This window comes from Streptomyces sp. NPDC057445 (assembly GCF_042802855.1).
Classification (GTDB): Bacteria; Actinomycetota; Actinomycetes; order Streptomycetales; family Streptomycetaceae; genus Streptomyces.
On sequence record NZ_JBHVDH010000003.1, the window covers coordinates 527786 to 540148 of the forward strand.

Here is a 12363-nt window from a genome sequence, read left to right on the forward strand (position 1 = left end):
CGCGACCGGATCACCGGGTGCACCGACCCCGAGATCCTGCGCCACTGGCTCGCACGCGCCGTCACAGCCCCCTCCACGGAGGCAATCTTCACGGACGGCTGATCGGGGCTGCCAGGCCCCACGCCTCACGTCCTGCGCGCGGGCACGGACCGCGCCCTGGTGAGCCCTGGCTTTACGCTCTCCCCGATGCCCTCTAGGCTGCAACCTAAGTGCATTAGCTTTCAGCTTGCTTCAGGGGGATTCCGCATGGCGCGCGCAGGGCTCACCGCCGCCCGGCTGACGGAAGCGGCCGCGGAGATGGCGGACGAGGTCGGGCTGGACAAGGTCACGCTGTCCGCGCTCGCGCGGCGCTTCGGCGTCAAGGACGCGAGTCTGTACTCGCATGTGAAGAACCTGCGGGACCTGCGGGTCCGGGTCGCCCTGCTGGCTGCCCAGGAGCTGACCGACCGTATCGGAGCAGCGGTGGCGGGCCGGGCGGGCAAGGACGCGCTCGTCGCCTTCGCCGGTGCCTACCGGGACTACGCCCTGGAGCACCCCGGCCGCTACGCGGCGAGCCAGATGCGGCTCGCCCCCGAGGATGTCGCCGACTCGGTCGGATTCCGCCGCAGCGTCGAGCTGACGTACGGAATGCTGCGCGCCTACGGCCTCACAGAACCGGACCTGACCGACGCGGGGCGCCTGCTGCGCAGCACCTTCCACGGCTATGTCCACCTTGAGCTCGGCGGCGGCTTCGGACACCCCCGCGACGTACAGGAGTCCTGGTCGCGTTCGCTCGACGCGCTGCACTCCCTCCTGGAGAACTGGCCGTCCCCGGGCGACGGGAGCCAGGGGTGAGCAAGCCCGCGACCGGCACCCTCGACGTGCCCGGCGCGCCACGCTTCACCACGGGAAGCGCGGCGGCGGCCCGGTCCTGCTGCTGATCCCCGGCGGCGCCGCCGATGCCGGACTCGACGAGGGGACGGCCGCGGACCTCGCCACCCGCTGCACCGTGGTCGTCCGCGACCCGCACGGCCTGTCCCGCAGCCCCCTCGACGGCCCGGCCGCCGACCAGCGGGTGGAGGGTCTGGAGCGACGACGCACACCGACTCCCCTGCCGGTCAGGCGAAAACCCTTCGATCACGCCTCCCCCGCGCTCCTAAAGTGAACGGGCAGCACCATCTGCGAGCCGTCGGGGGGCCGATCACCATGCGTACGCACCAACCGCGCACGCACTATCCGCGCACGCCACATCTGCCGTGGTCCCCCGGCGCAACGTCGGACGACGTGCGGATCGTGGATCTGGGCGGGCTGCGTGGCCGGGAGGTCGTGGTCACCGAGAAGCTCGACGGCGAGAACACGACCCTGTACGCGGACGGGATGCACGCGCGGTCGCTGGACTCGGCGCACCACCCGTCGCGGGCCTGGGTGAAGGGTCTGCAGGGGCGGATCGGGGACCGGATCCCGGTCGGCTGGCGTGTGTGCGGGGAGAACGTGTTTGCGCGGCACTCGCTCGCGTACGACGAGCTGGACAGCTGGTTCTACGGCTTCTCGGTCTGGGACGCCGAGGGCCGGTGCCTGGGCTGGGACCGGACCGTGAGCTTTCTGCGGGGCATCGGCGTGCCGGTACCGCACGTGCTGTGGCGGGGAGTCCTCGACGAGCGGGCGGAGCGGGCCGTTCGCGCCCTGAAGCTCGACACCTCGCGGCACGAGGGATACGTCGTACGGACCGTGGAGGGCTTCGACGCCGGGGAGTTCGGCCTGCGGGTCGCGAAGTGGGTCCGGCCAGGGCACGTGGCGACCGACACGCACTGGATGCACGCGCAGGTGGTGGAGAACGGGCTTGGGCCGGCCGCGGCACTGTGGGCGGTCAGGTCGGGGGCGGCGCCCGATGCCGGCGCGCTGCTCGCCGCCGTCGGCGTACCCACGGGGGACGAGGCGGCCGCCGATGACGCGGCCGCACGGCTCGATGCGCTGGGGCTGTCCGGGGACGCGCGGCTCGCGGGAGTGCTGGCCGCGCTGCTGCACCACGGCCGCCGGGGTGCGCTGGCCGGCCGGCTGGCCGCCCGGCTGGGCCTGCCGTTCGCACGGCGCGTCGCGGATCTGGTCGGGCTGCATGCGAGCCTGCACCGCCCGTATCCCGACGAGGACCGCCGGACCGGGCTCGTCAGGATGTCGTACGCGGTCGGCCTGGACGTGCTGCATGCCGTCGCCGGGGCGGTCGCACCGGATGCCGGGGCACGCGAGCAGGTGGAGTGGTCCGCGCTGCACGCGGAGGACGTCCGCCCCCTCGACTCACTGCGCGAGACGTTCAGGGATCCGGATCTGTCGAAGGAAGCGGCCGACCGCTGCTGGGCAGAGGCGAGGGAGGCCTTCGCGCAGGGACGGATCCGGACCGTCGAGGAAGCCGTCGCCGCGACCTGGCGGTGGCGGTCGGGAGAGTTTCCGCGCCTGATCCATCTGGTCGGGCCTTCGGGCAGCGGCAAGAGCACCTTCGCGCGCGGCCTCGCCGGTGTCGATGCGTATGTGTCCCTCGACGAGCTGCGCGAGGCGCGCGGTGCGCGCGCCGATCAGCGCGCCAACGGTGACATCCTCCGCACGGCCCTGGCCCGGCTCGACACCGCCCTGGCCACAGGTGGGACCGTGGTGTGGGACGCCACATCCCTCAACCCGCACCAGCGTTCCCTGGTGCACGCGGTCGCGCGGCGTCGCGACGCGCTCGTCACCCACGCGGTGGTGCTGGTCGACGAGGACGAGCTGGTCCGGCGCAACGCGGCACGGCCGCACGCGGTGCCGCCGGAGGTGCTCGCTTCGCAGCTGCACCGGTTCGTCCCTCCGTACCCCGGCCAGGCCCACCGCACCTGGTACATCGGCGCGGGCGGGACCGTCGAGGAGGAGGCGTAGGTGCGTACCAGCGAGGAGATCTACCACCGGGTGCGCTGGGATGCCCGCTTCGACCCCGCCCGGTTCGTGGTGGGGATCAACCAGCGCGGCGCGGCGCCCAAGCGGATGCCGCTGGACGACTTCGTGCCCGGGGGCGAGATCCCCTGGCACCGGGTCCTGTTCTTCGAGGCCGACGGCGAGACGGTCTGGGACCGGGCCACGGGCGTCGACCGGATCGACGCGACGGACGCGGGCCGGGTGCGGGACCCGCGGCTGCTGCGGGCGCCGTTCTTCGCGGCGCGGACGCCGTACGCATGGGACGCTGCGCGCGGCTGGGTGGCGTCGGAGGCACCTCGAGGGCTGCCCGCCACGGCCGGGCTGCGCGTGCTGACCTGGAACACCCTGTGGGACCGCTACGACGGCGACCGCATCGACACCGCACTGCGCAGGCCTCTGCTCCTGGCGGCGCTGCGTGACGCCGACGCCGATGTCATCGCGCTGCAGGAGGTCGAGCCGGAGCTGCTCACCATGCTGCTCGAGTCGTCGTGGGTGAGGGAGGCGTACACGATCGGCACCGACCCGGCGGGCAAGGACGTCGCCGACTGCGGGCTGCTCCTGCTCAGCAGGCTGCCCGTGCGTGAGGCGGGTGTGCATGTCCTCGGCCCGCACAAGGCCGTCGCGTCCCTCGTCCTGGAGACCGGGTCGGCGCCGCTCGTGGTCGCGGCCACACATCTGAGCAGCGACCACTCGGAGAACGGCGCCGGGCGGCGGGAGGCCGAGCTCGTCGAGCTCGCCGAAGGGCTGGCGGGTGTCGCGGGCGATGTGGTGCTGCTCGGCGACTTCAACGACGGAGGGGACCTGCCGGAGACGACGCTCGGCATGCGGGACGCGTGGAGCGAGGTGCACGGGCCGGCCGACCGCACACCGACCTTCGACCCCGGAGTCAATCCGCTGGCCGCGGTGTCCTCGCTCACCGGGCGGGCGTCGCGGCTCGACCGGGTGCTGCTGCGCGCGCAGGGCCTGCGGGTGGACGGCGTGGCGCTGCTGGGCGAGACACCGGACGCGCAGGGCCTGTACATCTCCGACCACTACGCCGTCGAGGCCGACCTGAGCCTCGACGGCGGTGGAGGGGAGGCTCCGGCGGGCGTGCTGGACGCACGGCCGACGGCACGGACGGCGGTCGCGTGGATTCCACCGCGGGAGCTGTGGTCCCCGCTCCAGGACATCCGCCGCGACCACGACCCGCAGATCCGGCGCTGGCCGCCGCATGTGAACCTGCTGTTCGGTTTCGTACCGGAGTCCGACTTCGAACGTGCGGCGCCGCTGCTGGCTTCCGCGGCCGCGGTGGTGGCTCCCTTTGCCGCCCGGCTGGAGGGCGTCCACAGCTTCGGGCATCGGGAGGACGCGACCGTATGGCTCGACCCGGCCGCGGCCGGCGAGGAGCCCTGGGCGGAGCTGCGACGGGCCCTGGAACAACGCTTCCCACGCTGCCGCGGCCACCGGCACGGCTTCACCGCACATCTGAGCCTGGGCCGAACCCGCGATCCGCACGTGCTGAGCACCGAGTGCGCCGCGAGGCTCGGCGGGCCGCTGCACGCGCGGGTCGGGGAACTGGCCCTGCTGTCGCGAAGAGGTGACGAACCGATGCGGGTACGGGCGACCGTCGCGCTCGGGACGGGCGAGGTGCGGTGGGTACGGGAGTCCGGCGACGACGACCTCGTGCCGGGCGATGACCACGCATTCGGGTACGCGTCGGGAGCCCGGTCAGGCGGGTCTGACGACGCGGCCGGACCGGAGGGAACAGCCGCGCCGGACTCCACTCCTCCCCCCGCAGAGGACGCCGCCGCTGCCGCCCGCGCACGCCGGACGGCGCAGCGGCTGTCAGAAGCGCTGGCCGACGGAGTGGTCCACGTCGTCGGCTCGCGGCGCATGGGGTGTGCCCTGCCGGGCGCGGACCTGGATCTGGTGGCGGCACTGCCGGGCGTTGCCGGGATCGCGGAGGTACGGGCCCGGGTCGCGGCGGCGCTGCCGGAGGCCACCGGCGTACGCGAGGTGATCGGGGCGAGGGTCCCGGGGCTGCGGCTGGTGGTCGACGGCCTCGACGTGGACCTGATCGTGGTCCCCACGGGTACGGCGGCTCCCGACGAGGCGATCGCCCGCCGCGCCGAACTGGGCGACGCCGCTTCCGCCGCCCTCAGTGCGGTGAGCGACGCCGACGCCGTCCTCGAAGAGGCGGGCGCCCACCGCGCCGCGTTCACGCGCCTCGCCAGGGAGGTCAAGGCCTGGGCGAGGGCGCGCGGCCTGGACTCGGCTCCCTTCGGGGGGCTGCCGGGGCTGGTCTGGTCCCTGCTCGCGGCCCGTACCGTCCACGAGGCCGGTGACCTCCCGGCCTTCGACCTGCTCCGCCACTTCTTCGCCACCGGGGCCGCCCGGGACTGGCGCGAGCCGGTCCTGACCCCGACCGAGCCGGTCCGCTCCTGCACCGGCGGGCTCGGCGAAGGCGGCCGGGAGTTGCTGGCGCAGGAGCTCTACGACGCCTGGGAACTCCTGGAGACGGCGGCCGCGTCCGGCACCGACCCCTGGCCCTGGCTTCTCTCCCCGCCGCCGATGCACCGCCGCCACGCGGCGTGGGCGGTCGTGACCGTGCCCACGGGCCCGGAGGAAGGCCGGGTGCGCGGCCGTGTCCGCGCTCTCCTCACCGAACTGGAGGGCGCGGGCGTGACCGGCGCCCACGCCTGGCCGCGCCCGTTCGCATCCGGACCGGCGGCCACCCGCTACGCCATCGGCCTCGGTGCGACTCCCCCGAGCAGGGACCGCCTCACGGAGATCGCGGGGCGATGGCTCCGTGGCCTGACCGGCACCACCCTCACATGGGCGGGCCCGGGCGAGGTCCCGACTCTGCGCTGACCTGCGCGTCGGGCCGGGACCACGGTCGCCTCGAGCCTCCTCCCCACCGCGCCGAAAACATCTCCGCCCGCACCGAAACGGTCTTCGTCCGGACCGGAACCGCCCCCGGAGCGACATCCGGCACCGACCACGAGAAACGGGCAACCCGGGACACCGCAATCCCGTCTGACTGGTTGCGGAAGGCGGCTCCGACCGGCCCTGCCGTCCGCATCACGGGAGATCACGGTACGCAGACGGGGGCACATGCCCGCCCGCTGCGGGGGAAGCGGACGGAGCACGACAAGTGGACGACAGCGCTGCGCGCAGCACGCCCTCGGCAAGATCCGGTGGCGTGCTCTTCGAGAGACCCGGCCCGGGGCGCGACGCCGATCCGGCGCACGCCCGTCCACGCCCCCGCCGCCGCTCCGTCGTCGCCGCCATCGCCGCCCTCACCGGCGCGACCGCGCTCTCGGCGTGCTCCGTCCCCTCGCCCCGGCGCCCCACGCCGACCGCGGACCCCGCGCCGGGCATGCCGATAGCCAGCACCCGCCGCGCGCTGCTGATGCAGATCCTGGCGCACCCCGACGACGACCTGTACTTCATGAACCCGGACGCCCAGCGGATGCTGGACTCCGGAGTGCCCCTCGTCTGCGTCTACGTCACCGCGGGCGAGCACGACGGCAAGAACCACGTCCCCGGCGGCTGGGACGTCCCCGCCGACCGGCCCGCCTACTCGTCCGCACGTCACCAGGGCCTGCGCCAGGCCTACGCCCACCTCCTGGGCCTCGACGGCTTCACCGAGTGGCAGAAGGGTGTGGCGACGCTCCGCGGGGACCACCGCGCCGAGATCAACACGCTCTCCAACGGAAGTCGCCGCGTCGAGTTGGTCTTCCTCAACCTCCCCATGCACACGCCCCGCCGCTGGGAGGCCCTGCCCAGCCTCTGGCACGACCGCGCGCTCGGGCTCCACACCGTCGTCGCCGCGGACTCGCCGCTGCGCAGGACCGTGTCGTACGACTACGACGAGCTCGTCGACGTGCTGCTCGGGCTCATGGAGCAGTACCGCCCGACGGTGATCCACACCCTGGATCCCGACCCGGACATCCAGCACAGCGACGAGGCGACCCGCAAGCGGGACAGTGAGCAGCCCGGCTACTCCGACCACGCCGACCACACCGCCGTGGCGTGCTTCAGCTGGGCCGCGATGCTGCGCTGGGTCGCCGAGGCGACGAAGGACGGCGGTCAGGTGCCGGGGTTCGTCGCCACGGCGTTCCGCGGTTACTACAACCGCCACTGGCCGAAGAACCTCCCCCCGCAGGTCCTCGGGGAGAAGGCCGCGCATCTCGTTCCCTACGGCGGCGACCCCGGCTGGGACTGCGGCAACCCCTCGGGCTGCGGCGACTACAACGTGGGCGGTACTCGCCCGCTGAAGAACAAGAAGGGCTGGGTCCGCTCGACCCACCACCGCTATCCGGGCGCCAAGCCCGTCGTCGCCACCGGGACCGACGGCCGGCTCTCCGCGTACGGGGTGCTGGGGCTGCGGGCCGTTCGCTGGCGCGAGACCGGGCGCGGCAGCGGTCGGTGGGGCGCCCCTGACGACCTCGGCGGCGGACCGCTGGCACCCGCGCTGGGATCGGCCACGCTCGCGGACGGGCGGCAGTTGCTGTTCGGGCTGCGCTTCGCCGCGCTCGGCGGGCACGGCGGGGCCAACCGGCGCGAGGTGGTGCTGCTCGAACAGCGCTCCGCGGACGGGGACTTCCGGGCCTGGAAGGGGCTCGGCAATCCGGAGCGGGACGACGACCGGGGCCGCCGCATCGGTGTACCGGTCGCGGTGACCGCCCCCGACGGGCGGGTCCATCTCTTCGTACGCAACGCGGACAAGGGCATCAGCACGCGGGTACGGGACACGGACGGCCGCTGGGACGGCTGGCGGGACCTCGGAGGCGGCGAGGTACAGGACGGGCTGACAGCGGTCGTGGACGGCGCCGGACGGGTCCATGTCTTCGCGGCGGGCTCCGACACGGTGCACCACTGGGCGCAGGACGTCCTCGGCGAGGAGATCACGTTCAAGCCGGACGGCGGCAGCGGGCTCCCCGCGCCCGGCGGCCCGCTCGCCGCTCTTGCGACGAGCGACGGAGGGGTGGAGGTCTACTACCGCAAGCCGGCGTCCGCGGCCCTGATCGCCGTGCGGGCCGGCGGCTCCCCCGCCCGCCCGCGCAACGAGCGTTTCGACGGGTACGGAGCGGTCAGCGCGGCCACCACCCACAACGGCCCGGTGCTGCTGGGCGAGGATCTGCGGGGCCGGGTCCAACTCCTCGGTGGCGGACGGCCCCTGGCCCGTCGCCAGGGTGCGGAGGCGCTCGGCCTTCCCGCTCTCCACATGGGCCGCTCCGGTGCGACAGCGGTGGGCATGGGTGCGGACGCGCACCCGTGGATCTGGCACACGGAGGCCCGCGTGGCCGGGTGACCGCAGGCACCGGTCGGCGTGTGCGCGGCCGGCCGGTCCGTGCCCGGCGAGCATCCCGTACCCGTAGCAGTAACGGCGCGCCCCGAACGGCGAAGAGGCCCCGCACCTTACGGTGCGGGGCCTCCTGCTTGGTGCTCTTGGGGAGCTACCAGGTCAAACCACCAGGACTTACTTGGTGATCTTGGTGACCTGGCCGGCGCCCACGGTCCGGCCACCCTCACGGATGGCGAACTTCAGGCCCTCCTCCATGGCGACCGGCTGAATCAGCGAGACGGTCATGGAGGTGTTGTCGCCCGGCATGACCATCTCGGTGCCCTCGGGGAGGGTCACGACGCCGGTCACGTCCGTGGTACGGAAGTAGAACTGCGGGCGGTAGTTGTTGAAGAACGGGGTGTGACGGCCACCCTCGTCCTTCGACAGGATGTAGGCCTGGGCCTCGAACTCGGTGTGCGGCGTGACCGAACCGGGCTTGATGATGACCTGGCCGCGCTCGACGTCCTCGCGCTTGATGCCACGGAGGAGCAGACCGACGTTCTCACCGGCCTGGCCCTCGTCGAGCAGCTTGCGGAACATCTCGATGCCGGTGACCGTGGTGGTGGTCTTCTCCTGCTTGATACCGACGATGTCGACGGTCTCGTTGACCTTGAGGACACCACGCTCGATACGGCCGGTGACGACGGTGCCACGACCGGTGATCGTGAAGACGTCCTCGATCGGCATCAGGAACGGCTTGTCGACGTCACGCTCGGGCTGCGGGATCGCCTCGTCGACGGCGGCCATCAGGTTCAGGACCGACTGGCCCCACTCCTTGTCGCCCTCGAGAGCCTTGAGCGCCGAGACCTTGACGACCGGCAGGTCGTCGCCCGGGAACTCGTACTCGGAGAGGAGCTCACGCACCTCGAGCTCGACGAGCTCCAGGATCTCCTCGTCGTCCACCATGTCGGCCTTGTTCAGGGCGACGACGATGTACGGAACACCGACCTGGCGGGCCAGGAGCACGTGCTCCTTGGTCTGCGGCATCGGGCCGTCGGTGGCGGCGACCACGAGGATGGCGCCGTCCATCTGGGCAGCACCGGTGATCATGTTCTTGATGTAGTCCGCGTGACCGGGGCAGTCGACGTGGGCGTAGTGACGCGACTCGGTCTGGTACTCGACGTGCGCGATGGAGATGGTGATACCGCGCTGGCGCTCCTCAGGAGCCTTGTCGATCTGGTCGAAGGCCGAGGCCTCGTTCAGGTCCGGGTACGCGTCATGCAGCACCTTGGTAATGGCGGCCGTGAGGGTCGTCTTACCGTGGTCAATGTGACCGATGGTGCCGATGTTGACGTGCGGCTTAGTCCGCTCGAACTTCGCCTTCGCCACTGGGGTCCTCCTGTGGAGTGGTTCTGTACGCCTTACTCATCGGCGCCAGGGTGATCTTTGCTGGTATTGCCGTCCGCCGGGGCGAGCCTCACGGGTTCGCGGGAAACGCCCCGACGGTTACGGCGTCAAGCCTAAAGCGTGTACTCGGGTGAGTTACTCGCCCTTGGCCTTCGCGATGATCTCCTCGGCGACGTTCCTGGGAACCTCGGCGTAGGAGTCGAACTGCATCGAGTAGCTTGCGCGACCCGAGGTCTTGCTGCGGAGGTCGCCGACGTAGCCGAACATCTCCGACAGCGGCACCAGGCCCTTGACGACGCGGGCGCCGGCACGCTCCTCCATGGCCTGGATCTGGCCACGGCGGGAGTTGATGTCACCGATGACATCGCCCATGTAGTCCTCGGGCGTGGTGACCTCAACGGCCATCATCGGCTCGAGGAGAACCGGGGACGCCTTGCGCGCGGCCTCCTTGAAGGCCTGCGAACCGGCGATCTTGAACGCGAGCTCGGAGGAGTCGACCTCGTGGTAGGCACCGTCGAGAAGCGTGACGCGGACGCCCGTCATCTCGTAGCCGGCGAGGATGCCGAACTGCATGGCTTCCTGCGCACCGGCGTCGACCGAAGGGATGTACTCCTTCGGGATGCGGCCACCGGTGACCTTGTTCACGAACTCGTAAGCGGCGTCGCCGCCCTCGATCGGCTCGATCGCGATCTGCACCTTGGCGAACTGACCGGTACCACCGGTCTGCTTCTTGTGGGTGTAGTCCACGCGCTCGACGGCCTTGCGGATCGTCTCGCGGTACGCGACCTGAGGCTTGCCGACGTTGGCCTCGACCTTGAACTCGCGCCTCATCCGGTCGACCAGCACCTCGAGGTGAAGCTCGCCCATACCGCCGATGACGGTCTGGCCGGTCTCCTCGTTGGTGTGCACCTGGAAGGAGGGGTCCTCCTCCGCGAGACGCTGGATGGCTACACCCAGCTTCTCCTGGTCACCCTTGGACTTGGGCTCGATCGCGACCTCGATGACCGGCGCCGGGAAGTCCATGGACTCCAGGATGACCGGGTTCTTCTCGTCCGCGAGCGTCTCACCGGTGGTGGTCTGCTTCAGGCCCATGACGGCGACGATGTCACCGGCGCCCACCGACTCGATCTCCTCACGCTTGTTCGCGTGCATGCGGTAGATCTTGCCGATGCGCTCCTTGCGGCCCTTCACGGAGTTCAGCACGGCGGTGCCGGACTCCAGACGACCGGAGTAGATGCGCACGAAGGTGAGCTTGCCGAGGTGCGGGTCGCTCATGATCTTGAACGCCAGCGCCGACAGCGGCTCGTCGTCGGACGGCCTGCGCTTGACGACCAGCTCCGCGTCCTTGACGTCGTGGCCCTCGATGGCCTCGATGTCGACGGGAGAGGGCAGGTAGCGCACGACCGCGTCGAGCAGGGGCTGGACACCCTTGTTCTTGAACGCGGTGCCGCAGAACACCGGGGTGACCGTGATGTCCTTGGACTTGCCGGAGGCGATGGTGATACGACGGATCGCGGCGTACAGCTGCTCCTCGGAAGGCTCCTGGCCCTCGAGGTACAGCTCCATGATCTCTTCGTCGTTCTCGGCGACCGTCTCGAGCAGCTGACCGCGCCACTCCTCGGCGGCCTCGGCGTGCGTGGCCGGGATGTCGACGACGTCGTACATCTCGCCCTTGGCCGCCTCGGCGGACCAGACGAGGGCCTTCATACGAACCAGGTCGATGACGCCCTTGAAGTCGGCCTCGGCACCGATCGGCAGCTGCATCACGATCGGGGTCGCGCCGAGGCGGTCCTTGATCATGTCGACACAGCGGTGGAACTCGGCGCCCGTACGGTCGAGCTTGTTGACGAAGCAGATACGCGGAACGCCGTAGCGGTCCGCCTGACGCCAGACGGTCTCGGACTGGGGCTCCACACCGGCGACACCGTCGAACACGGTCACAGCGCCGTCGAGGACGCGGAGCGAACGCTCCACCTCGACGGTGAAGTCGACGTGACCCGGGGTGTCGATGATGTTGATGGTGTGGTCGACGTCCTCGAGCGGCCAGTGACAGGTCGTCGCGGCGGACGTGATGGTGATGCCGCGCTCCTGCTCCTGCTCCATCCAGTCCATCGTGGCAGCGCCGTCGTGGACCTCACCGATCTTGTAGGAAACACCGGTGTAGAACAGGATCCGCTCGGTGGTCGTCGTCTTGCCCGCGTCGATGTGGGCCATGATCCCGATGTTGCGGACCTTGGCCAGGTCAAGTGAAGTGGTAGCCATAAGGCTTCAGTCTTCTCTCGGTCTCGATGTGGGTGCGACTACCAGCGGTAGTGCGCGAAGGCCTTGTTGGACTCGGCCATCTTGTGCGTGTCCTCGCGCTTCTTGACCGAAGCACCGAGGCCGTTCGAGGCGTCCAGCAGCTCGTTCATGAGGCGCTCGGTCATGGTCTTCTCACGGCGGGCGCGGGAGTAACCCACGACCCAGCGCAGCGCGAGGGTGGAGGCGCGACCGGGCTTGACCTCGATCGGCACCTGGTAGGTGGCACCACCGACACGGCGGGACTTGACCTCGAGAGACGGCTTGACGTTCTCGAGGGCGCGCTTCAGCGTGATGACCGGGTCGGCACCGGTCTTCTCGCGGAGGCCTTCCATGGCGCCGTAGACGATGCGCTCAGCGGTGGAACGCTTGCCGTTGAGCAGGATCTTGTTGATCAGCGAGGTCACCAGAGGAGAACCGTAAACCGGGTCGATGATGACCGGGCGCTTCGGGGCGGGGCCCTTACGAGGCAT

General features: G+C 71.1%; 7 protein-coding genes. 4 read left to right on the plus strand and 3 right to left on the minus strand.

Annotation, left to right across the window (positions count from 1 at the left end; genetic code table 11):
• Nucleotides 1-246: 246 nt before the first annotated feature.
• The 4 genes from ACFU5O_RS10380 to ACFU5O_RS10395 all read left to right on the plus strand — a co-directional run bounded on the left by ACFU5O_RS10380 (nucleotide 247) and on the right by ACFU5O_RS10395 (nucleotide 8212).
• Entirely contained in the window at nucleotides 247-834 is a 588-nt protein-coding gene (locus tag ACFU5O_RS10380; protein ID WP_384238647.1) for a TetR/AcrR family transcriptional regulator, read from the plus strand.
• 351 nt (nucleotides 835-1185) lie between these two features.
• Complete coding sequence (locus ACFU5O_RS10385; RefSeq protein WP_384238648.1) at nucleotides 1186-2880, plus strand: RNA ligase family protein; 1695 nt, start codon at nucleotides 1186-1188, stop codon at nucleotides 2878-2880.
• The gene (locus tag ACFU5O_RS10390; RefSeq protein ID WP_384238650.1) at nucleotides 2881-5766 is read left to right on the plus strand and encodes an RNA repair domain-containing protein; all 2886 of its coding nucleotides are present in this window, start codon (nucleotides 2881-2883) and stop codon (nucleotides 5764-5766) included.
• 331 nt (nucleotides 5767-6097) lie between these two features.
• Nucleotides 6098-8212: a PIG-L family deacetylase gene (locus ACFU5O_RS10395; protein ID WP_384238652.1), complete on the plus strand. Its 2115-nt coding sequence runs from the start codon at nucleotides 6098-6100 to the stop codon at nucleotides 8210-8212.
• 168 nt (nucleotides 8213-8380) lie between these two features.
• Here the strand turns inward: ACFU5O_RS10395 and tuf are convergent, their stop codons facing one another.
• The 3 genes from tuf to rpsG all read right to left on the minus strand — a co-directional run bounded on the left by tuf (nucleotide 8381) and on the right by rpsG (nucleotide 12363).
• The gene (tuf, locus tag ACFU5O_RS10400) at nucleotides 8381-9574 is read right to left on the minus strand and encodes an elongation factor Tu (protein ID WP_266381554.1); all 1194 of its coding nucleotides are present in this window, start codon (nucleotides 9572-9574) and stop codon (nucleotides 8381-8383) included.
• Between the two features lie 153 nt (nucleotides 9575-9727).
• The gene (fusA, locus tag ACFU5O_RS10405) at nucleotides 9728-11854 is read right to left on the minus strand and encodes an elongation factor G (protein ID WP_384238654.1); all 2127 of its coding nucleotides are present in this window, start codon (nucleotides 11852-11854) and stop codon (nucleotides 9728-9730) included.
• 38 nt (nucleotides 11855-11892) lie between these two features.
• Entirely contained in the window at nucleotides 11893-12363 is a 471-nt protein-coding gene (rpsG, locus tag ACFU5O_RS10410; RefSeq protein ID WP_006347241.1) for a 30S ribosomal protein S7, read from the minus strand.

Bases quoted from the DNA above. Each gene is read 5' to 3' on its own strand.
- fusA (WP_384238654.1), bottom strand. From the start codon at position 11,854: ATGGCTACCACTTCACTTGACCTGGCCAAGGTCCGCAACATCGGGATC.
- ACFU5O_RS10385 (WP_384238648.1), top strand. From the start codon at position 1,186: ATGCGTACGCACCAACCGCGCACGCACTATCCGCGCACGCCACATCTG.
- rpsG (WP_006347241.1), bottom strand. From the start codon at position 12,363: ATGCCTCGTAAGGGCCCCGCCCCGAAGCGCCCGGTCATCATCGACCCG.
- ACFU5O_RS10380 (WP_384238647.1), top strand. From the start codon at position 247: ATGGCGCGCGCAGGGCTCACCGCCGCCCGGCTGACGGAAGCGGCCGCG.